Below are 23,616 nucleotides of genomic sequence, written 5' to 3' on the forward strand. Positions count from 1 at the left end.
TCAGGCGTCCTTTTTGTCTGATGTGCCGGACGACTTCTTCGCCGCACCCGCGAGTGTCGCGGCATTGGCGAGCGCATAGGTAGCCGTCGGCGTCGTGAACAGGAAGAAGACAAGGATGATCAGGAGCTTGGCTGTCGCAAGGCTCCAGCCTGCTTCCAGCATCAGGCCGCCGAGGATGAGGAGGGGACCCATAGCATCGGTCACGCTTGCCGCATGCATGCGCGTGAAAAGGTCAGGAAAGCGCAGAAGCCCGATCCCGCCGACAAGGACGAAAAGACCGCCCGAGACAACAAGGAGGGTGCTGACGACCGACAGGAGTTCAGTCATTGCCCACCCTCCCCGGCCGATGGCCGTGCCTGACGGCGCAGGCGGCTCTGGAAAAATTCGAGAACCGCCAGAACGCCGATGAAATTGATAAGCGCATAGGCAAGCGCAAGATCGAGGAAATCGGGCCTGTCCTGAAAGAAGGCGAGTACCGCCAGCAGCAGCACCACCTTGGTGCCGAACATGTTGGCGGCCAGAATCCGGTCGAAGATCGAGGGACCAAGAAGCGCGCGGGCAAGCGCCAACGCCATGGTCACAAAAATCGCGATGGCAGCAACGTGCAGCATGTCAATTCTCCAGCGCGACGACACGGGCCGCCATGCCGCCGGCCAGCAGGTCCTTCGCCCCGTCAGCCGTCAGGCAGTGGACGAGAATTTCGTCATCATTCACATCAAGGGTGACGGTACCGGGGGTCAGTGTGATGCTGTTGGCGAGCGTGACACGGGTCACATCTTCCATCTTCGCGGTCTTCAGCCGCACCACTTCGGGCATGAGCTTCACGCCGGGCGTGAGGATGAGACGCGTGACGGCAAGGCTCGACACCAGCATTTCCTTCACCAGCCACCCCCAATAGGGGATTACCTTCAGATGGAGATGGAAGGGCACCGCTTCGCGGTCCACCAGACCCATCCGCCATGCCAGAAGCGCCACAATCAGGCACGAGACGAGCCCGAACGCCAGCAACAGCGGCGTATATATGCCCGACCACAAAAGCCAGATGGCGCCAAGCGCCACCAGCAAGACAAGAAGGTGCTTCATCTGAATCCCGTCTGATTACCGAAAAGCTGTGGGGCCGCTCACCCCTTGCAGGGGTAAAGCTGCTGGAGCGCGCTATAGAGATAGTCGTGCGCGGCAACACTGCCCGGCGTGTTGCCGGTCGCTGCATAGGTATTGAAGCCATCGATCACCGCCCCGAGTGTCTCTTCCACCGGCAGGCAATAGTGCGCATGGATATTCGAATGCAGCTTGCCCGACGGGCCGGGCGCCCGGCTGCTGACCGCACGCTTCATGAAATCGGAGCGATTCTCGTAAAGGGCCCGTACGGAAGCCTCGACCACGCTGTCTGTCGCCAGAGCCCCGCCAAGGAATCCCTGGATATAAGCAGCACAGGTCAAGGCCTCCGGGGTGGACGGACCCTGACGATAGTCGCGGCAGGTTCCTGCCAGATCATCGCCATTGTCCACACCTGTTGCGCGGGTGGGCACCGCAACAAACAGGGCCAGGGAAACCGCACCCAGTATCCAAGTTGATTTTCGCAGCCCGTCCCGGACTTTTTTCATCGAAAGCCACCTTTTCCGTGTGTCGTTATCTCCCTTACAATCTGGCAACTGTGATATGTAAATGTTTGCCGGATTTGTAAAAAAGTGTGTCAGGAATGTACGGGTCGGGATTTTGCTTTGTGCCACAGACACAAGGGTGGCAAGAATGCGTCACCGATGCGTGCGCCGCGCCCCCGCCGATCTGACACGAAACAGGAGCCATGCCGAACTTGAAGGTCGATACGTCCCCGGGTTTGACCATATTGGTTGTGGATGACGACCGGGAAATCCGCGAACTCTTGATCCAGCTTCTGTCCGGCGAAGGATACAATCCGGTCGCCGCCGAGGGAGGCGAGGAGATGTTCGCCCAGCTTGCATCCATCCGTGTCGACCTGATCCTTCTGGACGTCATGCTCTCCGGTCGTGACGGGTTCGAGCTTTGCCGCCAGTTGCGCGCCGATCCCGCCATGCCCCCGATCATCATGGTGACCGCCAAGGACGACGAGATCGACCGCGTGGTGGGCCTCGAGCTCGGTGCCGACGACTATATCGTCAAGCCTTTCGCCAAGCGCGAGTTGCTCGCCCGTATCAAGGCGGTGATGCGCCGCGCCAAGCAGGTGCAGTTTCTATCGCCCCGCTCGCCCGGCGTGATCCGATTTGCGGGCTGGCAATTCCACCCGACCCGCATGGAGCTCGTGGATCCCGACGACACGGTGATTCCGCTGTCGCAAAGCGAGACCGACCTTCTTCTGGTGTTCGTCCAGCACCCGCAAATCCCGCTGTCGCGCGAGCGGCTTCTGGACCTGACAAAGGGCCGCCACAGCACACCCTTCGATCGCAGCATCGATACGCATGTCAGCCGCTTGCGCCGCAAACTGCGCGACAGCGCCCGGCATCCTGAAATCATCAAGACGGCCTGGGGCGCAGGCTATGTTTTCACCAAATCGCTTGAACTCGGATGAAATCGTGGGTCCCGACAACGCTGAAGGCACAGGCGCTGGTGATTGTGACTGCCGCCTTCCTTGTCTCGCATGTCGTCAGCCTGCTTCTTTATGAAAGCGACCGTACGGAAACGGTGATCCTGACCGAAGCGGCCGATCTGGCGGCGCGGATTGCCGGTATTGTCGACCTGACACAAAGTTTGCCGGATGCGGACCGCGCCCGGATCCTGGCCGCCGCGCAGACACAATTCCTGTCGCTGACCGATATAGAGCCTGCCAACGATGCCTGCCGCGAAAATGCCTTTGCCGAACGGATGCACGAGGAACTTTCCAGCTATTTCTCGACCGTGCCGGGCCTTGACGCCGATGTCTGCGTCCGCAGCATGGAAGAACTGCGCCTGCTGCCGGGGCCAAACGGCGAAGGTTTCGACGTGCTTGTCACCATCCGCTTTCAGGATGGCAGCCAGTCGGTTTTCCATGCCGCGCTGCCCGAAGCGCCGGCCCTGTTCAATGACCGGGTGATCGGCTACATTGTCCTGCTCGGCATCATCTTTCTGGTGATCGCCTGGTATCTGATCATCCGGATTGTCACACCGCTCGACAAATTCACCCGCGCCGCTGATGAAATGGGCCTCAATATCGATGCCCCCGCAATCCCGGAAACCGGTACGCGCGAAGTGGTGCAGGCTGCCCGCGCCTTCAACCGGATGCAGACCCGCATCCGGCGGCTGGTGCATGGCCAGACCGAAATGATCGCCGCCATCTCGCACGACCTGCGGTCAGCCATCACCCGGCTGCGGCTTCGGGCCGAACTTGTCGGCCAGGACGACAACCGCCGCGGCCTGATGCGGGTGATCGACGATATGAGCGCGATGGTGCAGGCTGCCCTTGATTATGCGCGGGGCTCGAGCCCGTCGGAGCCGATGCGCAAGACCGATATCACCGCCCTTGTCGAAAGCCTGTGTGATGACCTCGCAGACGAAGGCCAGCCGGTGACCCACTCGCTCCTTGGTGCAGATATCAACGGCAAATGCCGGCCAAGTGCCCTCCGGCGCGCGATCAGCAATGTCATCGCCAACGCGGTTAAATACGGGGGCAACGCCCATGTCTCGCTGATCGCCGACCCCGACTGGCTGGTCATCCGCGTGGAAGACACCGGCCCCGGTGTGCCGGAGGGTGAGATCGAAAAGATCGTGCAGCCCTATTACAGGGTCGAGCAGTCGCGCAACCGCAATACCGGGGGTATCGGGCTCGGCCTGCCCATCGCCTTGAATATCGCGCATGCCCACGGCGGCGACCTTCATATCGCCAATCGATCCGAAGGCGGCCTCCGGGTCGATATCCGCCTGCCACGGTAAGCCGTTTTCGCCAGTTTCCACTCGCATGGCTGCCCCCTTTATGCCAGAAAGCTTCTATATTCAGACTTCTGCCGTTACGGGGTGCTTCCATGACCATCCATATCCACCAGAATGACCTGCCCGATGGCGTCGACTTCGGATCGTCTGTCGCGATCGACAGCGAGACGATGGGCCTTATTCCGGCGCGGGACAGGCTGTGCGTGGTGCAGCTTTCCGCAGGCGACGGCAACGCGCATCTCGTGAAATTCGATGGCAAGGACTATAGCGCGCCGAACCTGAAGAAGCTTCTGGCGGACCCCGCGGTCCTCAAGATCTTCCATTTCGGGCGCTTTGATATTGCCGTGATGAGCCAGTATCTGGGCGTGGAAACCGCGCCCGTCTATTGCACCAAGATCGCCTCGAAACTGGTCCGCACCTATACCGACCGCCACGGCCTGAAGGAGCTTGCCCGCGAGCTTCTGGGGGTGGATATGGACAAGGCCCAGCAATCGAGCGACTGGGGAGCGGACACCCTGACCGACGCGCAGGCCGCCTATGCGGCGTCCGATGTGCTGTATCTGCACCGGATGAAGGAAAAGCTTGATATGATGCTTGTGCGCGAGGGCCGCATGGCTGAAGCGCAGGCCGCGTTCGATTTCCTGCCCGTACGGGCCCGGCTCGACCTGATGGGGTTCGAGCCGATGGACATTTTCTCCCACGCCTGAGGACCGAGCTTTCCGATGACCGGCAGCGACCATTTCAGCACGCCAGAGACCGCCCACGCCGTGGGCCGGGCGGCGCTGCTGCCGAAACGCGGCCGCAAGGTGGACGGCGCCGGATGGGACCGCTTCATCGGCTTCATGCGCATCGCCCTGCCCGCCATCGCGCTCGTCCTCGGTGGACTGACGCTGTTCTGGCCCTTCATCAACAGCCAGGAAGTGAGCTTCACCCTGTCCAAGGAAGAAGTGAGCGAAGGCGACGGCACCGTCCGCATGACAAACCTGAACTACACCGGCACCGACAAGGTGAACCGGCTTTTCAATATCCATGCCGCATCGGGCGTGCAGGAAGACCCGACCGCCCCGCGCGTGCGGCTTTCCGACATCCGCGCCGAAATGGATATCGAGCCCTTCACCCCGGCAGTCGTCACCGCCCGCACCGGCATCTACCGGCTGAAGGACGGCACGCTTTCCCTGATCGGTGGTGTGACGGTGCGTGTCGGCGCCGACTATGACCTGAGGATGGCCGGGGCCGAGGTGGACCTGCGCGAACGCCGCGCCACCGGCCAAGGGGATATCCAGGGCAAGTCACCACTCGGCACGCTTGATGCTGAACGTGTTGAATTGCTGGTTGACGAGCAGACGGCGATTTTCGATGGTGGCGTCAGCTTCCATATCGTGCCGAAACGCACCGCCCGAACGAACGAGAGCGCCAAGAAATGATGCGAATCCGCCACGCCCTGATTGCTGCCCTGCTGCCGCTTGCCAGTGCCCTGAGCGCAGCTGCAGCCGAACCCGCCCTCAAAGGCCACGACACAGAACAGCCCATCGACATCACTGCCGAGCGGCTGGAAGTGCGCCAGCGCGACGGCCGCGCCGAGTTCAAGGGTGCGGTGCGGGTGGTGCAAGGCGGCATGACGCTCACCGCTGACAGCCTTGTCGTTTACTATGCCGGCGACATTGCCGGCGGTTCGCCCTCGATCAGCCGGCTGGACTCGTCCGGCAAGGTCTCGCTTTCGTCCGAAAGCGAAGCCGTGACCGGCGACTGGGCGATCTATGACGTGGAAAAACGGCTGGTCACCATGGGCGGCAATGTGGTGCTGACCCGCGGGTCGAGCCGCCTTGCTGGCGAACGGCTGGAGCTTGACCTTGTCAGCGGCCTGACCCGCCTTGACGGCGCAGCCGCCGACGATGGCCGGGTGCGTGGCAGGTTCACCTTGCCCGAGAAACAGCCCGAAAGCTAAGGCTGCCGCACTTTCCCGCTTTCCTCTGGAACTCCCATCCCGAACGTGCTTAACATGGCCTTCGGGGCAGGCTACATGCACAAATTGAGCCAATTAGCCATTCCTTAACCGGAAGGTCCCACCATAAGGGCGACGACCGCCCATAAGTCGCGAGCCGCGAGGGATACGAAGACGATGACGACCGAGACCAAGCCCGCAGAAAAAGGCGCAAACGGCATGGCAGGCGGCCAGGCCGGGCTTGAAGTACGCGCGATCGGCAAGGCCTATGGCAACCGGACGATCCTGAAGGACGTGTCGCTGAGCCTGAGGCGCGGCGAGGTTGTCGGGCTTCTGGGGCCGAACGGCGCTGGCAAGACCACCTGTTTCTATTCGATCACCGGCCTCATTGCGCCCGACCACGGTGCCATCCTTCTGGACGGGGTCGATATCACGCGTTTGCCAATGTATCGCCGCGCCCGGCTCGGGATCGGTTATCTGCCGCAGGAAACGTCCATTTTCCGGGGCATGACGGTGGCCGACAATATCCGCGCCGTGCTCGAGGTTTCGGAAAGCGACAAGGCAGTCCGCGAAGCGATGCTTGATGAGCTTCTTTCCGAATTTTCAATCGGCCACCTTCGTGAGACGCCTGCTCTTGCCTTGTCGGGCGGGGAACGCCGCCGCTGCGAAATCGCACGGGCACTGGCAGCGCGCCCGAGCTTCGTGCTGCTCGATGAACCCTTCGCCGGCATCGATCCCATCGCCATTGCAGACATCCGGCACCTGACCGTGCATCTGAAGGATCGTGGCATCGGCGTGCTGATCACCGACCACAATGTCCGCGAAACGCTCGATATCATCGACCGCGCCTATATCATTTACGATGGCCATGTGCTCTTCGAAGGTGACGCCGAGGCCGTGCTGAAGGACCCCGATGTCCGCCGCGTCTATCTCGGCGAAGGCTTCAGCCTCTAGGAGCGGACGCAATGGCCCTCACCCCACGGCTCGATCTCAGGCAAAGCCAGCAGCTGGTGATGACACCCCAGCTGCAGCAGGCGATCAAGCTGTTGCAGCTGTCGAACCTCGAGCTTGGCGAATTTGTCGAGCAGGAGGTGGAGCGCAATCCGATCCTCGAGATCGGTGAGCCGAGCGGCGACGTACCGGGCGAGATGGAAACCGGCGAAGGCGGCGGCACGGCAAGCGACGAGGACTTGCGCGACTATAGTGACGACACCTTCCGCGACGGAGGCGGCGATTATGGCGACGCCAATGAAGGCGGCCTCATTGCCACCGACCGCGGGCTGGAGACCGGGATCGACAATACCGCAGGCGCCGATTCCGCGCTTGATGCCGATTACAGCGACAATGTCTTCAACGGCGACGCGGTAAGCGACCGGGTATCCGCCGCGAGCGAGGCGCCCTCAGGCCTTTCCTATGACGGCGCCGGTGCGGTGCGCGGCGCGGGCGGGGTCGGCGACGACCGCGGCCTTGACCAGACGCTTGAGGCCGGACAGTCCCTGCATGACTATCTGACCCACCAGATGCTGGTGGCAGTACATGCGCCGGCCGACCGGATGCTGGCAGCCCACCTGATCGATCTCGTCAATGAAGCTGGCTATATCGATGCTGCCGAGGTGACAGACGCGGCCGAACGGCTGGACTGCTGCCCGGAAGACGTGGACCGTGTGCTCGGCATCCTGCAGACTTTCGAGCCCGTCGGCGTGTTCGCCCGCACACTTGGCGAATGCCTGGCGCTGCAGCTGAAGGATCTTGATCGCTTCGACCCCTGCATGCAGGCGCTCGTCGACCATCTTGATCTGCTGGCGCGGGGGGATCTCGCTGCCCTCAAGCGCATCTGCGGGGTCGATCAGGAAGACCTCTCGGACATGATCCAGGAAATCCGGGCACTCAACCCCAAGCCCGGTTTCGCCTTCGGGCACGAAAATGTGCAGGCCGTGGTGCCGGACATTTTTGTGAACAAGGCGAAAACGGGTGAATGGGTGGTGGAGCTGAACAGCGACACCCTGCCCCGCGTGCTGGTCAATTCCAGCTACGTGGCCGAACTCACCGAAACCGCATCGGGCGAGAGGGAGGCCAAAGCCTTCATCTCCGAATGCGTGTCGAACGCCAACTGGCTCGTCAAGGCGCTCGACCAGCGCGCCCGCACCATCCTGAAGGTGGCGACCGCGCTTGTGAAAAAGCAGGATATGTTTTTCGAATATGGCGTGCGCTACCTGAAGCCGCTGACCTTGAAGGACATCGCTGACGAGATCGACATGCACGAAAGCACGGTCTCGCGCGTGACCAGCAACAAGTTCCTTGCCTGCCCGCGCGGCCTTTTCGAGCTGAAATATTTCTTCACCTCGTCGATATCCGCCACCGCGGGCGGCGACAGCCACTCGGCGGAATCGGTGAAATTCCGGATCAAGGAACTGATCGACGCCGAAGACCCGAAGAAGATCCTTTCCGACGACACGATCGTCGACATCATGAAGCGCGAGGGCGTCGATATCGCCCGCCGTACGGTCGCCAAATACCGCGAGGCAATGAAGATTCCGTCCTCCGTCCAGCGCCGCCGCCTGAAGTCGATCTGACAAAATCCGCCGATTTCGCTGAGTCGCAACCGCGCCTGTCACAATTCCTTCATCAGGGCCTCTCCGGACCCTTGATTTTTCAGCAACTTGCCACACGTTTAAAGAGACAGGCGACATGCAGCCAAACTTCTTGCTAGGCTTGAAGGGACAGCTGCAACGGCTGTCTTGTCGGGCCTATATGGCCCCAGATGAAGGAGATAGCGGGCGGAAGACCGCCTCTGCCGGTCTTCCCGGTCCCGTGACCGACGACAAGCGGCCTCACCGGCCGTGTAGAAAGGATGATTGGCTCCTATGGATATCAATGTAACCGGACGGAAAATGAATGTGGGCGAAGCTCTGACAACCCACGTCACCGACAGGCTTCAGGCCATTACTGAGAAGTATTTCACCCGGTCGATCGATGCATCGGCGACATTCCATAAAGAAGGACACCTCACCCGCGCCGACATTTCGTTGCATGCCAATCAGGGTATCAATATGCAGGCCCGCGCCGAGACGGACGATCCCTACGCCGCTTTCGAGCTCGCAGCCGACAAGATCGAAAAACAGTTGCGTCGCTACAAACGTCGCCTTAAGAACCACCACGCCATGACAGGCCGCGAAGAAATGATGTTCGAGCCTGTCAGGAACACCGTGCTAGCCCCGCATGCAGATGAAGAGGGCGATGCTGACGGTGCGACGGTGAACGGGGCTGATCATCAGCCCGTGATCATCGCAGAAGCCAACGTGGAAATTCCGCGGGTTACAGTAAGCGATGCCGTGATGCTGATGGACTTGTCGGATTCGAACGCCTTCATGTTCAGGAACACGAAGAGCGATACGCTCGACGTTGTTTATCGCCGCGGCGATGGCAATATCGGCTGGATCAGTCCGGGTGCGCGAGACTAAAGGGTCTTGCACAGGCACCCCTGACTGATCGATAATGAACCTATTGATCCCCGGACCCCGGATCGGGGTCCGGCCGAGAGGTAGCCTTATGGAGATCGAAGATCTTCTGAACCCGGATAATGTCCTTGCGGGCTTCCGGGCATCGAGCAAGAAACAGGCGCTTCAGGCCCTATCCCGCCATCTGGCGGAAAAGGTGGGCGTGGACTGCCGCGATGCCTTTGACGGGCTGATGGAACGCGAGCGCCTCGGTTCCACCGGTGTGGGGCATGGCGTGGCCATTCCGCACGCGCGCCTGAAGGGTCTTGACCGCATCGTCGGCCTTTTCGCCCAGCTTGCTGAACCCATCCCGTTCGATTCGGTGGATGACCAGCCGGTCGACCTCATTTTCATGCTGCTGGTGCCGGAAGAAGCCGGCGCCGATCACCTGAAGGCGCTCGCCAAGGTGTCGCGCCTGTTGCGGGATGACCGCATGTGCGAAAAGCTGCGGGCCACGCACAAGGCGCCTGCCTTGTTCGCCATGCTCAGCCAGCCGGCATCGAACGCCGCCTGAATCAGGCGGCGCTCCTTCCCCAAAAATCAGATCCGGCCTTCGATCACCCAACTGCCATCATTCCGGCGGCAAGCGAGGTTATTGCCTACAAGCGAATAGCCGGACGGTCCGTCGAACGTGAAACGGCGGCAATATTGATCCCCGCGCCACAGGGTCTCCACGGGGCGCATGGCGAAATCATGCCGCCCGTCCGACCAGCGGACAGTGACCCCGTCCCCGGCATATTCAAGTGAATGGTCGATACAACCACGCCCGGCCTTGTCGACCGATTTGCCAATCTCACCACCCACAATCACACCGATGACCGTGCCGGCAAGGATGGCAGCAAGGCGGCTGTCCTTGTCGGATACCTTGGCACCGATGGTGGCGCCCACTGCCCCGCCCAGAATCTGGCCCATGGCTTTATAGTCACAGCGGCCATCGCGCGGCTCGAAGATCGGGGCGGCATAGCCCCAGTCCTTATATTCACCGCGCCTGTATCCATGGGCGGGCGCCCAGGGCGGCGGTCCACCCCGGAAGTTTTTGTGCTCGGCCTTATGGCCCTTATCCTTGTGCCCCTTGTCTTTCTTACCATGCGATGCTGCATGGGCGGGCGGATCGGCAAAAACGGCGGGGGCGGTCGGGGTGGCCAACACGAAAGCCGCCGACAGGGCAAGCGAGCGGGCAAAGTTGGATTGAAGCGTCATGTTTCCTGCCTCCTCAAATGTCTTCGGAAAACAGAATATCATGCCAATTGGGGCGGGACCGCGGCAAAAACCGGCCGCTCAATAGTCCACACGCAGGAAATAGAGCCCGTCAGGCGGGGCGTTGAGGCCAAGCGCCGAGCGGTCACGGGCCTCCAGGGCCGCCGTCACGTCATCCGCCGTCCATTTGCCGCACCCGACAAGCTCAAGCGTCCCGATCATCGACCGGATCTGGTGATGCAGGAAGGACCGCGCGCCCGCCAGCATATGGATTTCCTCGCCGTGCCGTTCGATCCGCAGGTAATCCAGTGTCTTGACCGGGCTTTTCGCCTGGCATTCCACATGGCGGAAGGTGGTGAAATCATGGGTGCCGATCAGGCGCTGGCCGGCTTCGTTCATTGCTTCGGCATCAAGCGGGCGGATCACATGCCACGCCAGCCCCCGGTCGAATGTCAATGGCCCGCGCCGGTTGACAATCCGGTACAGATAATGCCGCCCCTTGGCCGAGAAGCGGGCGTTGAAATCCTCGCCAACCTCTTCAATCTTCAGGATGCTGATCGCGGTTTCCCTGACTTTCAGGAAATGGTTGAGCGCCGCCTGCAGGGCATCCGATGTCATCGGGCGGGCAAGGTCCACATGCGCGACCTGACCCTTCGCATGAACGCCGGCATCGGTGCGGCCAGAACCAAAGACGGTGATTTCTTCCCCGTGGGCGAATTCGGCAAAGGCGTCCTCGAGTACAGCCTGCACGGTCGGGCCATTGTCCTGCCGTTGCCAGCCCACATAGGGACGGCCGTCATATTCGATGGTGAGCTTGAAGCGTGCCATGAGCAGCTACTTGTCCGGGCTGACTTTGGTGCCAGCCGGCACGCTGAAACCGCGCAGCAAGGTCTCGCGGTCCATCGGCGCCTTGCCGGCGCGCTGGGCGCGGTCGATCCGATATGCGCCGTCGCCACAGGCAACAAGCAGGGTGTCATCAAGGAAAGTACCGGGTGCGCCCGCCCCATTTTCCGGATGCCCGCCAAGCACCTTCAAGCGCTCGCCGCCGATATCCGTCCAGGCACCGGGAAAGGGATTGAGCCCGCGCACCAGCCTGTCCACCTCGACAGACGGCTTCGTCCAGTCAATCCTCGCTTCCGCCTTGTCGATCTTGCGGGCGTACGTAACACCCTCTTCGGGCTGTGTTTCAGCCGTAATCGTGCCAGACGACAAACCTTCGAGCGCGGGGTTGATCAGCGCCGCGCCAAGCATCGCGAGGCGGTCATGCAAGGTGGCGGTGGTGTCTTCCGCCCCGATCGGCGTGGCTTCACGCATCAGCACGGGACCGGTGTCGAGCCCGGCTTCCATCTGCATGATGCAGACGCCGGTTTCGGCATCGCCCGCCATCACGGCACGGTGGATGGGGGCCGCCCCCCGCCAGCGCGGCAACAGAGATGCATGCACATTGAGGCAGCCAAGACGCGGCGCATCAAGCACCGCTTGCGGCAGGATCTGACCGTAGGCAACCACCACGCAGGCATCAAGGTTGATGGCCGCAAACTCCGCCTGCACGTCCGTATCCTTGAAGCTTTTGGGGGTGAAAACGGCAAGGCCGGCATCAAGGGCGGCCTGATGCACGGGGCTCGGGCGCACGGACTGGCCGCGCCCGGCCGGCGCCGGCGGCTGGCTATACACGGCCGCAATCTCGTGCCCAGCCGCGATCAGCGCCTTGAGTGTCGGCACCGCGAAGGCGGGTGTCCCCATGAATGCAAGGCGCATCGGGCTTCCTTCAGAGAATTTCGACGTCCTTCGACGCCTTCATCAGTTTCTTCACGATCATGTTGCGCTTCAGCTTCGAAAGGTGATCGATGAAGACGACGCCGTTCAGATGGTCGATCTCGTGCTGGGCGCAGGTGGCCATCAGCCCGTCCATCTCTTCTTCAACCTGCTTGCCGTTATAATCGACATAGCGGATGCGAACCGTCGCCGGGCGTTCCACCTCGGCATAATGCTCGGGCACGCTCAGGCAGCCTTCATTATAGACGCTGTAATCGTCCGACTCCCAGACGACTTCCGGATTGATCAGGAATTTCGGCTTGGGGCTCGTCTCGTCGCCTTCGGTGTCGATCACCAGCATCCGGCGCGGGATACCCACCTGGATGGCGGCAAGGCCAATGCCGGGGGCGGCGTACATGGTTTCAACCATATCATCGAGGGTGCGGCGAACGGCGTCGTTCACTTCCTCAACGGGATCGGAAATCGTGCGGAGCATCGGGTCCGGCACATGGATGATATTCAGCTTGGCCATAAGGATCGCCTGTTCGTTCGGGTGCGGCGTCCGGTGCGGCGCCAGTCATTGGGCCTTACCTAGGCGCCGGGAAGCCAAAGGTCAAGGTGGCGGCGCGGTTCAGAGCCGTTCAACGGGCGCATCAGGCTCAAAACTCGCGTCCCTGTCCTCGACCTCGACGATCCAGAGATCACTGTCCATCTGGCGCCGTTTGGCGACGCGCTCGTCCGCTGCCGCCTCGCTCTGGTCGTCGGCACCGAGCGGCCGCCAGACGGCATTCCCGTCGAAATCAACCGCCCGCTCCAGAAGCCACACGCCCTTCGCAAAGCGGTTCACCTTGAGGAGAAGGCCGCCACGTTCGGCGTCGCCCTTGTGGACGACATAAGCCGGACGGTCGCAGGCAAAGGCCGTGCGCACGATGGCCGAAGCATGCAGCGCGCTGGGCAGGCGATAGGATTGCACAGGAAAAAGGCCTATTCGGGCGGGTTGTCGAGGCCGAGGACGGCAACACCCGAATGGAACATCTCGCGGATACGATCCGGCCCGACCTGGAAGGAAAGGCCCAGCCCCTGTTCGTTGGACCAGGAGACGACCGAAGGGATGCGCCCGCGCGACGGTATATCAAGGACCACCTCGCTGCCTTCCTTCAGGGGAACATCGATGCGCAGGCGCGCCCCGCCAAGCGACACGTTCCAGATCTGACATGAAAAGACATGCTTGCCGACCTCGAGCTTGGCCGGCCACAAGACATGGCGGCGGCTGAAATTGCGGCGCTTTGTCTGGCTTTCAGGCTTCACGGTTTCCGCCGGCACGGCATAACTCCCCAATTGTCGCACTCGCCCAAGAGTATGCCCCAAAGGTTAAGCGAATCTGAATGTTAAAACTTGTACGGATCGCCGTTCAGGCGGTGCTGCCAGCCGGTTCCCCGCGTCCAAGCCCCAAGGCTTCCGCGATATCGGCGAGCTGTTCGAACACCCGCGTCGGCGCATCGCGGAAGGAAAGGCCGAGGTCCGGCCCGCCCTGCCAGGCCACTGTCGCGCTGAATGTACCACGCGAGGGGATATCAACGGTGATCTCGGTGCCTTCTGCAAGCGCGATATCGGCACCCGCCCGGGCGCGCACGCCACCGAGCGAGAGGTTGCGCAGATGGCAGTATCTCACCTGCCCACCCAGCCGGATGCTCGCTGGCCACAAGATTGTCCGGCGTGTCCACTGGCGCCGGTTATCGAAATCTGCCGGGCCCTCACCAGCGCCCGGATCAACCCCTTGACCCATAGTTTTCATGCCCGCATTTGGCCGGTTTCCCGGCCGATTCCCCCGTGTAGGGCAAGTATAACGAATTTTTAACGTTTGGCGACGGGCTTCATGCAGCTTGTGCAGATTTCCGGGAAAGGCTACGACTTTTCGGGAAGAGGCCACCGCCCGACACGGTGGAGAGGAGGACCGTTCCCGTCATGCCAAGCCGGCCACGCATCCTGATTGTCGAGGACAGCCCGACGCTCAACCTGACCTATCAGGCCTACCTGAAGGAACTGGATGCCGACATGGCCGGGGCCTCGACCGGTGCGGAGGCCCTGAAAGCCATCGAAAAATCGCTGCCTGCTGTCGTGCTTCTGGACCTCAAGTTGCCGGACATGGACGGACAGGAAATCCTGAAGGCCCTGTCGGCAAAGCCGGTGCCGCCGAAGGTGATCGTCATCACCGCGCACGGCTCGGTCACTACCGCCGTGGACGCGATGCGCGCCGGCGCCACCGACTTTCTCCTGAAGCCTTTCACTGCCGAACGCCTGCTGACCACTACGCGAAATGCGCTTGAAATCCACCGGCTGGCCGGCCTTGTGGACAGCATGCGCGTCCGGCCTGCTGGCGGGTTCGAGAAATTCATCGGCACGAGCCCCGCGATGAAGGCAGTTTACGGCATGATCCGTGACGCCGCCCCAAGCCGCGCAAGCGTCTTTGTCATGGGGGAATCGGGCACCGGCAAGGAACTGGCGGCGGAGGCAATTCACGCCCTCTCACCGCGCGCTGATAAGCCCTTTGTGGCCATCAACTGCGCAGCGATCCCCTCGACCCTGATGGAAAGCGAGATTTTCGGCCACAAGCGCGGCGCCTTCACGGGCGCGATGGCCGACCATGTGGGGGCCGCCGTGCGCGCCGATGGCGGCACGCTGTTCCTTGACGAGCTTTGTGAAATCCCCCTCGATATCCAGGCGAAGCTCCTGCGCTTCCTGCAGTCGGGGGAAGTGAGGCCGCTCGGGTCTGCCGAAACACGCTCGGTGAATGTGCGCTTCGTGTGCGCCACCAACCGCAACCCCTGGGAAGAAGTGGAAGCCGGGCGGTTCCGCGAGGATCTTTTTTACCGCCTGCATGTGATCCCGATCCATATGCCGCCCCTGAAGGATCGTGCGTCCGATGTGATCGCCATCGCCGAAGCCATGCTCAAACGTTTCGCCGCCGAGGAAAGCAAGGCCTTTACCGGCTTTTCAGCAGACGCGGAGGCGCTGCTGACGGCGCATACATGGCCCGGCAACGTGCGCGAGCTCGGCAACGTGATCCAATCGGCTGTGGTGCTGAATGACGGGCGCGAACTGACGGCCGCAATGCTTGATGGCCTGATAGGCCGCAGCCGGTCGCCGGCGAAGCCTGCAAGTGTCATGGCTGCGCCTGTCGCTACGGTTCCGCAGCCGGTGTCTAGGGCCGAGGATATCGTACCGCTTGCCGAAACCGAACGCCGCGCCATCGAGGTCGCGCTCGCCGCATTCAAGGGAAAGGTGACGCCGGCAGCCAAGGCACTTGGCGTCAACCCCTCGACGCTTTACCGCAAGATGAAAGAGTGGGGCTGAAGCGCCCCGCCCTTCATTCGCCGTTGTCTTCGGCTGCCTCGTCGGCCTCGAGCATATGGGCGGCGCTTGCGGCAAGGGCCGCCATGTTCACGAGATCGGATGTCGTCGAGGTCATGCGCGCGATCTGAACCGATTTCGACAGACCCAGAAGCATCGGCCCCACCACCTTGCCGCCGCCGATTTCGGCCAGAAGCTTGTAGCTGATGTTGGCTGAATGCAGGGCCGGCATGATCAGGATGTTGGCGGGTGCCGTCAGCCGCATGAAGGGATAAAGCGACATCAAGTCCTTGTTGAGCGCCACATCAGCCTGCATTTCGCCGTCATATTCGAAATTCACGTCGCGCTCATCAAGGATATGCACCGCTTCGCGCACGCTTTCCGTCTTGTCCGACGGCGGATTGCCGAAGTTCGAGAAGGAGAGGAACGCCACGCGCGGCTCATGCCCCATGCGGCGCACGAAATCGGCGCTCATTTCGGCAATCGTCGCCAGCTGCTCGCCGGTCGGGCGGTCATTGACCGTGCTGTCAGCGATGAAAACGGTGCGCGACTTGGTGACCATCACCGACAGGCCGAAGGCAAGCTTGCCCGGCAGCGGATCGATCACGCGCTTGATATTCTTGAGGGCACGCCAATATTGGCGTGTCAGGCCCGTCACCATCGCGTCGGCGTCGCCCGTTGCCACCATGCAGGCGGAGAAGACGTTCCGGTCGCGGTTCACATAGCGCTGGATATCGCGCAAGAGGAAGCCGCGGCGGTTGAGCCGCTTGTAGAGAAGGTCGACATAGGCGTCCTTGTTGGGGCTGTTGGCCGCATTGACGATCTCGATGCCTTCGTCCTCGACGCCCATCTCACGCAGCTTTTCGCGGATCGGCGCCTCGTAGCCCACCAGCACCGGGATGCCGTAGCCGTTGTTCTTGAAGCTGATCGCCGCGCGCAGGACCTTGTCTTCCTCGGCTTCGGCAAACACCACGCGCTTTTTCGGGCGGCGCTGCAGGTCCTCAAGGATCAGCGACAGGGTCGAAGCCGTCGGGTCGAGCCGGGCGGAAAGCTCCTGCCCGTAGGCTTCGAGATCCTCGATCGGCTTCCGGGCCACCCCGGTGTCCATCGCGGCTTTCGCCACAGCCATCGGCACGGCCTTGATGAGGCGCGGATCGAAGGGCGCGGGAATGATATATTCGGGACCGAAATGCGGACGGGTGCCGCCGTAGGCCGCCGCCACTTCATCCGGCACCTCCTCGCGGGCAAGCTCGGCAATCGCCTTGGCCGCCGCGATCTTCATTTCTTCGTTGATGGTGCGCGCGCGGACATCAAGCGCCCCCCGGAAAATGTAGGGGAAACCGAGCACGTTGTTCACCTGGTTCGGATAGTCCGAACGGCCGGTGGCGATGATGGCGTCGGAACGGACCTCGCGTACCTCTTCAGGCGTGATTTCGGGGTCGGGGTTCGACATGGCGAAGACGATGGGCCGCGCATTCATCGAGGCAACCATTTCCTTCGTCACCGCACCCTTGGCGGCGAGCCCGAGCACAACATCGGCGCCAACCATGGCTTCCTCGAGCGTGCGGGCGTCGGTGTTCACGGCATGGGCCGACTTCCACTGGTTCATGCCTTCTTCGCGGCCGGTATAGATCACCCCGGTGCGGTCCACCATGATGACATTCTCATGCGGCATGCCCATCGCCTTGATGAGCTCCACGCAGGCGATACAGGCGGCGCCGGCACCGATGGCCACCATCTTGGTATCCTTGAGCGACCGGCCAGTCAGGTGCAGGGCATTCATGAGGCCGGCGGCCGAGATGATCGCCGTGCCATGCTGGTCGTCGTGGAAAACCGGGATATCCATCAGCTCGCGCAGGCGCTGCTCGATGATGAAGCAGGCCGGTGCACCGATATCTTCAAGGTTGATGCCGCCGAACGAGGGGCCAAGGAGCTTCACGCAGTTGACGAACTCGTCGATATCCTCAGTATCGACTTCAAGGTCGATACTGTCCACGTCAGCGAACCGCTTGAAGAGGACCGCCTTGCCTTCCATCACCGGCTTCGACGCCTGGGCACCGAGGTTGCCGAGCCCGAGGATGGCCGTACCGTTCGAGATGACGGCCACAAGGTTGCCCTTGGTGGTGTAATCATAGGCCGTATCCGGGTCTTCCGCGATCTTCAGGACAGGCACGGCGACGCCGGGGCTGTAGGCCAGCGAAAGGTCGCGCTGGGTAGCGACAGGTTTCGTCGGCGTGATCTCCAGCTTGCCGGGACGACCGGCGGCATGGAAACGCAGGGCTTCAGCTTCGGTGAACTTGGTGGGTTTGTTTGTCATCGCGACAGCCTGTACTTGTTTATGGCGGGTGCGGCCGGAATGCTCTAGAAAGCGAAACAGGATGCTGGGGTCTTCTCTGGGGCATACTATGCCAGCCCCGCTGAAACAACTGAAATCGGGACGCACAGGTTGCATCCCACAGGTACGATCTGGGACTATGGACTGATGGACGGACAATCAAAGGCAAGCGCGATGGATGAAGATGATGGTACCGCTAACAGCGGCGCCGCCGAGCCGCTTGACCTGACCGGCGCCACGCCGATGATGGTCCAGTATCTGGAAATCAAGGCCGCCTACCCCGATTGCCTGCTGTTTTACCGCATGGGCGACTTTTACGAGCTTTTCTTCCGCGATGCCGAACAGGCTGCCGAAGCGCTTGATATCACCCTCACCAAGCGCGGCAAGCATCTGGGCGAAGATATCCCCATGTGCGGGGTGCCCGTGCATTCGGCCGAAATGTACCTCGCCCGCCTTATTCGCAAATCCTTCAAGGTGGCGGTGTGCGAGCAGGTCGAAGACCCCGCGGAAGCCAAGAAGCGCGGCTCCAAATCTGTGGTGAAGCGCGATGTGGTGCGGCTTGTCACCCCCGGCACGATTACCGAGGACGGCCTTCTGGACGCGCGCCGCGCCAACTATATCGTGGCGCTTGGCCGTGCCCAGAACGCCCTGTCGCTGGCGGTGGCCGACATGTCGACGGGTGAGTTTTTCCTCGCGCCCACCAAAGCCGGGCGGCTGGACGCCGATCTTGCCCGCCTATCGCCGGGTGAATTGCTGATCGCGCCCGACCTGATGAAGGACGAGACGATCGCCACGGCGCTTTTCGACTGGCGCAGCATCACCTCGCCGCTTGACGCCCGCCATTTTGACAGCACCGATGGTACGGCGCGGCTGAAAGCGCTGTTTGACGTCGCGACCCTCGACGGTTTCGCAAACTTCGACCGCGCCGACCTCGCCGCCGCCGGAGCGCTTCTCTATTATCTCGAGGATACCCAGAAGGGCCAACTACCCCATCTGTTCCCGCCGCGCCGCCTGAATGCGGGCGAGACAATGATGATCGACGCCGCCACACGACGGAGTCTGGAGCTTACCCGCACCCAGACGGGTGACGCCGACGGCAGTCTCCTGTCGGTTATCGACCGCACGGTGACGGGCGCGGGGGCGCGGCTCCTGATGAAGCGGCTGTCGGCGCCACTGACCGATCCCGACGCGGTGGCGGCCCGTCTTGATGCGGTCGAACACCTGATCGAACGGCCGAGCCTGCGCAGTTCCATGCGGGCAGCCCTCAGGGCCGCGCCGGACATGGAACGGGCATTGGCCCGTCTGTCGCTCGGTCGCGGTGGCCCGCGGGACCTTCTGGGCATCCGCGAAGGGCTCGAGGCCGCCCATGCCATCAAACAGGAGCTTCTGACCGTCAGCGAGGCGATCGAGCGCCTGCCGGATGAGATGACCGAAGCCATGCGCGACCTCGGCAGCCATCATGAACTGACGGCAGAGCTGGCCCGTGCCATCGTGGCCGAACCGCCGCTTCTGGCCCGTGACGGTGGCTTCATCGCTGCCGGGTATGACGCCAGGCTTGATGAGTTTCGCACGCTCCGCGACGAAAGCCGCCGCCTGATCGCCGGGCTTGAAGGGGACTATCAGACGCTGACCGGCATCTCGGGGCTGAAGATCCGCCATAATAACGTCCTTGGTTTCCATGTGGACGTGACGGCCAAGCATGCTGACAAGCTGATGGCCGCTCCCTTGTCGGATACCTTCATTCACCGGCAGACCCTGGCGAACGCCGTGCGCTTCTCGACGACCGAGCTTGCCAAGCTTGCCGGGCGCATCTCGGAAGCAGCCGACCGCGCGCTGGCGCTGGAGACCGGGATTTTCGAGAACCTCACGAAAGCCGTCCTGTCGCTCAGTGACCCGATCGCCCTCGCCGCCGATGCGCTCGCCCGCCTTGACGTGGCCGCCGCCCTTGCCGAGCTTGCCGAGGCTGAAAACTGGTGCCGCCCCGTGGTTGACGACAGCCTCGCCTTCCATATCGAGGCCGGTCGCCACCCGGTGGTGGAGCGCGCGCTGAAAAAATCGCGCGAGACGACTTTTGTCGCGAACGACTGCGATCTCAACCCCGATGACCGGTTGTGGCTGATCACCGGCCCCAACATGGCGGGTAAATCGACCTTCCTCAGGCAAAATGCGCTCATCGCCATTCTGGCCCAGATGGGCTCCTATGTGCCCGCCGCCCGCGCCCATGTAGGCATTGTGGACCGTCTGTTCAGCCGCGTCGGCGCCTCAGATGATCTCGCCCACGGCCGCTCGACCTTCATGGTCGAAATGGTGGAAACCGCCGCCATCCTCAATCAGGCAGGGCCCAAGTCGCTTGTCATTCTTGACGAAATCGGCCGGGGCACCGCCACCTATGACGGCCTTTCGATTGCCTGGGCGGCGGTAGAAAACCTCCACAATATCAACCAGTCCCGCGCGCTCTTTGCCACCCACTATCATGAACTGACGGCGCTGAAGGAAACGCTCGAGAGCCTGTCTCTTTGGTCCATGAAAGTGCGCGAATGGAAGGGCGACGTCGTGTTCCTGCATGAAGTGGCGAAGGGAGCGGCCGACCGGTCCTACGGTATTCAGGTCGCCAAGCTCGCCGGCTTGCCGCCGCGCGTCATCGCCCGCGCCCGGCAGGTGCTGTCACACCTTGAGACCACCGACAAGGGGGACAAGGCACGCGGGCTTGTCACCGATTTGCCGCTTTTCCAGTCGATACCGGAGCGCGGCACCGGCGCCGGCCCGCACGGAGCGCCGAGCGAAGTGGAAGAGAAGCTGAAGGAGATCAATCCCGATCTCCTGACGCCGCGCGAAGCGCTCGAGCTTCTTTATGCGCTCAAGGATCTGTCGAAGGAAACACCATGACGGTCAGGAACCGCCGCGGCATCATCAACCGGAAAGACCTTGTCGCCGCGCTTGAGGCGATGGTCGAGACCGTCCCGCAGGCGGACTGGCAAGCCGAGCTGGTGCGTCACCTGAAGGGGGCGCACAAGGCGGGCTGGGCCGAGGTGAAACGCCGCTTCGTCGAAGAGGGTGACAAGGGCCGCGACAGCGCCGAAGCGCTTGCCTATCTGATGGACCAGATATTGGTCACCCTTGCCGATTTCGTGACGACACACGTCTATCCCCTCTCGAACCCGACCGCATCCGAACGTCTGGCACTTGTGGCTGTTGGCGGATACGGGCGCGGCGAGCTGGCGCCTTTCTCGGACATCGATCTTCTGTTCCTCATTCCCTACAAGGCCACCGCCTGGGCCGAGCAGGTGGCGGAATATATGCTCTACGTCCTCTGGGACCTCGGCCTGAAGGTCGGCCACGCAACACGGAGTCCCGAGGATTGCTGGCGGCTCGCCAAGGAAGACCTGACGATCAAGACCTCGCTTCTGGAATCGCGCTTCCTGTGGGGGGACGAACCCCTGTTCAACGCCGCCGCCACGGGCTTCATCCGGCGTGTCGTCACCGGTACCGGCCCCGCCTTCGTGGAAGCCAAGCTTGCCGAACGCGACAGCCGCCACCAGAAGCTCGGTGACAGCCGCTATGTGGTGGAGCCCAACATCAAGGAAGGCAAGGGCGGCCTCCGCGACCTGCATACCCTGTGGTGGATCGCCCGCTATCTTTATGGCGGTATCGAAAAGCTGAAGATTGATGCGGGCGGCGTGTTGACCGACCGCGAGTTCAAGCAGTTTGCCAAGGCCGAAAGCTTCCTCTGGACCGTGCGGGTGGCGCTTCACTATCTGGCGGGCCGCGCCGAGGAACGCCTGACATTCGACCTGCAGCGCGCACTTGCCGACATGCTGCAATATAAGGCGCACCCGGGGGCATCCGGCGTCGAGCGCTTCATGAAGCATTATTTCCTGACCGCCAAACAGGTGGGGGACCTGACCCGCATCTTCTGCGCGGTGCTGGAAGACCGACACCAGAAAAAGTCGCTGCTGTCGCGCCTGCGCCGCAAGAAAACGATCCAGGGTTTTGCCATCGATGCGGGGCGCCTCAGCATTGTAGGCCCGGACGACTTCAAGAATGACCCGGCCGCCATGATCCGTATTTTTGCCGTGGCGGACCACGAAGGGCTGGATATTCACCCCGATGCCCTGCGTGCCATCCAGCGGCACCTGTCGCGCATCACCGAAAAGGTGCGCAACGACCCGCAGGCAAACGAAGATTTCCTCTCCGTCCTCACCAGCATGAAAGACGGCGAGGCGAACCTGCGCCGCATGAACGAGGCTGGCGTGTTTGGCCAGTTCATCCCGGATTTCGGCCGCGTGGTCGCCCAGATGCAATTCGACATGTATCACCATTATACGGTCGACGAGCACACGATCCGCGCTATCGGGCTTCTGTCGCGCATTGAAAAAGGTGAGCTCAAGTCCGATCACCCGTTGTCATCGGACGTGATCCAGAAGGTAATCAGCCGCCGCGTCCTGTATGTCGCGGTGCTTTTGCATGATGTGGCGAAGGGCCGGGGCGGCGATCATTCGATCGTCGGCGCCGAGGTTGCTGAAAAGCTTTGCCCGCGCCTCGGGCTGAAGCCCGCCGAAACCGAAACCGTCGCCTGGCTGGTGCGCTGGCACCTTCTGATGAGCCACACCGCTTTCAAGCGTGACCTTTCGGACCACAAGACGATCCTCGATTTCTGCGCCGTGGTGAAAAGCCCCGAAAGGCTGCGCCTGCTGTTGGTGCTGACCGTTGTCGATATCCGCGCGGTGGGCCCCGGCGTGTGGAACGGCTGGAAAGGCCAGCTGCTGCGTGATCTTTATTATGCGGCCGAGGAAGTGCTTCTGGCCGGTCACGCCACCACCGGCCGCAATGCCCGTGTCGCCGCCCGCAAGGAAGCCGTCCGCGAGCGCCTGAAGGACTGGAGCGACCGTCGCTTCAAGGCGCATGCCGACCGCATGCTTGATGCCTACTGGATCGCCGAAGACGACGACACGATCGTCCAGAATGCCGAACTGATCCGCAAGACCGACGACAAGAAGCAGCTTCTGGGTGTTGTTGCCCGCGTCGAGCCCACGCAGGATATGACGCAGGTATCGGTCTATACCGAAGACCATCCCGGCCTGTTCGCCCGGATCGCCGGGGCGCTGGGCATCGCCGGGGCCTCGATCATGGGGGCCAAGATTCACACCAGCCGCGACGGCATGGCCATCGACAACTTCATTGTTCAAAGCCTTGACGGCAGTGCCTTTGACGGCCGCCGCCAGCTCGACAAGCTTGAAGGCATCATCCTTGATACGCTCGGCGGCAATGTGATGCCGAAGGAACAGCTGCAGAAGCGCCGCATCCTTGGCCGTCATACCGACAGTTTCGAAATCGAATCCGTAATCCTGATCGACAACCGCGCCTCCAACTGGTCAACCGTGATCGAGGTGAATGCCAAGGACCGGCCCGGCCTTCTCTATGACCTCGCCTATGCGCTTTACCGGCTGAAGCTTTCGATCTTCTCGGCGCATGTGGCGACCTACGGCGAACGCGCGGTGGACGTTTTCTATGTGCGCGATCTTGTCGGCCAGAAGATCACCAACAAGGTGCGGCTGAGGAACATCGAAGCCAAGCTGCAACGCGCCGCCGACGGTCTGCCCATCTTCGAGAAGGACGACAGCGCCAGCGCCGTCCTCGAGATCGACATCTGAGTTTCCCGA

The 23,616-nt window shown here is 62.1% G+C and carries 24 protein-coding genes; 12 read left to right on the forward strand and 12 right to left on the reverse strand.

The window, feature by feature from the left end; genetic code table 11:
- The 4 genes from mnhG to OU694_RS10460 are packed head-to-tail and all read right to left on the reverse strand — an operon-like array spanning position 1 to position 1,604.
- Positions 1–327 (reverse strand): monovalent cation/H(+) antiporter subunit G, encoded by a 327-nt coding sequence (mnhG, locus tag OU694_RS10445; RefSeq protein ID WP_308910947.1) that lies wholly within the window; start codon positions 325–327, stop codon positions 1–3.
- Complete coding sequence (locus tag OU694_RS10450; protein ID WP_308910948.1) at positions 324–611, reverse strand: MrpF/PhaF family protein; 288 nt, start codon at positions 609–611, stop codon at positions 324–326. Before OU694_RS10450 ends, mnhG begins: the two co-directional genes overlap by 4 nt.
- A 1-nt stretch (position 612) precedes the next feature.
- Positions 613–1,083, reverse strand: a complete 471-nt coding sequence (locus OU694_RS10455) for a Na+/H+ antiporter subunit E (RefSeq protein ID WP_308910949.1) — start codon at positions 1,081–1,083, stop codon at positions 613–615.
- Between the two features lie 38 nt (positions 1,084–1,121).
- Positions 1,122–1,604: a Rap1a/Tai family immunity protein gene (locus OU694_RS10460; protein ID WP_308910950.1), complete on the reverse strand. Its 483-nt coding sequence runs from the start codon at positions 1,602–1,604 to the stop codon at positions 1,122–1,124.
- 200 nt (positions 1,605–1,804) lie between these two features.
- Between OU694_RS10460 and OU694_RS10465 the strand changes: the two genes are divergently transcribed.
- From OU694_RS10465 to ptsN, 9 genes are all read left to right on the forward strand, one after another.
- Complete coding sequence (locus OU694_RS10465; RefSeq protein WP_308910951.1) at positions 1,805–2,545, forward strand: response regulator; 741 nt, start codon at positions 1,805–1,807, stop codon at positions 2,543–2,545.
- Entirely contained in the window at positions 2,542–3,882 is a 1,341-nt protein-coding gene (locus tag OU694_RS10470) for an ATP-binding protein (protein ID WP_308910952.1), read from the forward strand. The genes OU694_RS10465 and OU694_RS10470 overlap by 4 nt, the downstream gene beginning before the upstream one ends.
- An 89-nt stretch (positions 3,883–3,971) precedes the next feature.
- Positions 3,972–4,586 carry a ribonuclease D gene (locus tag OU694_RS10475; RefSeq protein ID WP_308910953.1) on the forward strand — a complete coding sequence of 205 codons (615 nt, stop codon included), beginning with the start codon at positions 3,972–3,974 and terminating at the stop codon, positions 4,584–4,586.
- Positions 4,587–4,601: 15 nt separating this feature from the next.
- Positions 4,602–5,303, forward strand: coding sequence for a hypothetical protein (locus OU694_RS10480; RefSeq protein WP_308910954.1), 702 nt, complete (start codon positions 4,602–4,604; stop codon positions 5,301–5,303).
- Positions 5,300–5,824, forward strand: coding sequence for an LptA/OstA family protein (locus OU694_RS10485; RefSeq protein WP_308910955.1), 525 nt, complete (start codon positions 5,300–5,302; stop codon positions 5,822–5,824). Before OU694_RS10480 ends, OU694_RS10485 begins: the two co-directional genes overlap by 4 nt.
- A 174-nt stretch (positions 5,825–5,998) precedes the next feature.
- Positions 5,999–6,775, forward strand: coding sequence for an LPS export ABC transporter ATP-binding protein (lptB, locus tag OU694_RS10490; RefSeq protein WP_373460321.1), 777 nt, complete (start codon positions 5,999–6,001; stop codon positions 6,773–6,775).
- Between the two features lie 11 nt (positions 6,776–6,786).
- Positions 6,787–8,394, forward strand: a complete 1,608-nt coding sequence (rpoN, locus tag OU694_RS10495; RefSeq protein ID WP_308910956.1) for an RNA polymerase factor sigma-54 — start codon at positions 6,787–6,789, stop codon at positions 8,392–8,394.
- 291 nt (positions 8,395–8,685) lie between these two features.
- On the forward strand, positions 8,686–9,282 hold the full coding sequence (gene hpf / locus OU694_RS10500) for a ribosome hibernation-promoting factor, HPF/YfiA family (protein WP_308910957.1): 597 nt from the start codon (positions 8,686–8,688) through the stop codon (positions 9,280–9,282).
- 88 nt (positions 9,283–9,370) lie between these two features.
- Positions 9,371–9,832: a PTS IIA-like nitrogen regulatory protein PtsN gene (gene ptsN, locus OU694_RS10505; protein ID WP_308910958.1), complete on the forward strand. Its 462-nt coding sequence runs from the start codon at positions 9,371–9,373 to the stop codon at positions 9,830–9,832.
- Between the two features lie 26 nt (positions 9,833–9,858).
- On the opposite strand, the gene OU694_RS10510 is transcribed toward ptsN, so the two are convergent.
- The 7 genes from OU694_RS10510 to OU694_RS10540 form a co-directional block, all read right to left on the reverse strand.
- Positions 9,859–10,518: a glycine zipper 2TM domain-containing protein gene (locus OU694_RS10510; protein ID WP_308910959.1), complete on the reverse strand. Its 660-nt coding sequence runs from the start codon at positions 10,516–10,518 to the stop codon at positions 9,859–9,861.
- Positions 10,519–10,596: 78 nt separating this feature from the next.
- Positions 10,597–11,343, reverse strand: a complete 747-nt coding sequence (gene truA / locus OU694_RS10515) for a tRNA pseudouridine(38-40) synthase TruA (protein ID WP_308910960.1) — start codon at positions 11,341–11,343, stop codon at positions 10,597–10,599.
- A 6-nt stretch (positions 11,344–11,349) separates the two neighbouring features.
- Complete coding sequence (gene fmt, locus OU694_RS10520) at positions 11,350–12,273, reverse strand: methionyl-tRNA formyltransferase (protein WP_308910961.1); 924 nt, start codon at positions 12,271–12,273, stop codon at positions 11,350–11,352.
- Between the two features lie 10 nt (positions 12,274–12,283).
- Positions 12,284–12,802 carry a peptide deformylase gene (gene def / locus OU694_RS10525; protein ID WP_308910962.1) on the reverse strand — a complete coding sequence of 173 codons (519 nt, stop codon included), beginning with the start codon at positions 12,800–12,802 and terminating at the stop codon, positions 12,284–12,286.
- Between the two features lie 99 nt (positions 12,803–12,901).
- On the reverse strand, positions 12,902–13,243 hold the full coding sequence (locus OU694_RS10530; protein ID WP_308910963.1) for a DUF1491 family protein: 342 nt from the start codon (positions 13,241–13,243) through the stop codon (positions 12,902–12,904).
- 11 nt (positions 13,244–13,254) lie between these two features.
- On the reverse strand, positions 13,255–13,593 hold the full coding sequence (locus tag OU694_RS10535) for a PilZ domain-containing protein (protein ID WP_308910964.1): 339 nt from the start codon (positions 13,591–13,593) through the stop codon (positions 13,255–13,257).
- Positions 13,594–13,681: 88 nt separating this feature from the next.
- Positions 13,682–14,065, reverse strand: coding sequence for a PilZ domain-containing protein (locus OU694_RS10540; RefSeq protein WP_308910965.1), 384 nt, complete (start codon positions 14,063–14,065; stop codon positions 13,682–13,684).
- 170 nt (positions 14,066–14,235) lie between these two features.
- On the opposite strand from OU694_RS10540, the gene OU694_RS10545 reads away from it, so the two are divergent.
- Complete coding sequence (locus OU694_RS10545) at positions 14,236–15,624, forward strand: sigma-54-dependent transcriptional regulator (protein ID WP_308910966.1); 1,389 nt, start codon at positions 14,236–14,238, stop codon at positions 15,622–15,624.
- A gap of 13 nt (positions 15,625–15,637) precedes the next feature.
- Here OU694_RS10545 and OU694_RS10550 read toward each other — a convergent pair whose 3' ends face one another.
- On the reverse strand, positions 15,638–17,938 hold the full coding sequence (locus OU694_RS10550; protein WP_308910967.1) for an NADP-dependent malic enzyme: 2,301 nt from the start codon (positions 17,936–17,938) through the stop codon (positions 15,638–15,640).
- A gap of 165 nt (positions 17,939–18,103) precedes the next feature.
- On the opposite strand from OU694_RS10550, the gene mutS reads away from it, so the two are divergent.
- On the forward strand, positions 18,104–20,842 hold the full coding sequence (gene mutS / locus OU694_RS10555) for a DNA mismatch repair protein MutS (protein WP_308910968.1): 2,739 nt from the start codon (positions 18,104–18,106) through the stop codon (positions 20,840–20,842).
- Positions 20,839–23,607, forward strand: a complete 2,769-nt coding sequence (locus OU694_RS10560) for a [protein-PII] uridylyltransferase (protein ID WP_308910969.1) — start codon at positions 20,839–20,841, stop codon at positions 23,605–23,607. The genes mutS and OU694_RS10560 overlap by 4 nt, the downstream gene beginning before the upstream one ends.
- Positions 23,608–23,616: the final 9 nt, after the last annotated feature.

The sequence above is a fragment of the Pseudokordiimonas caeni genome (genome assembly GCF_026719705.1).
In the GTDB taxonomy this organism is placed as follows: domain Bacteria; phylum Pseudomonadota; class Alphaproteobacteria; order Sphingomonadales; family Kordiimonadaceae; genus Gimibacter; species Gimibacter caeni.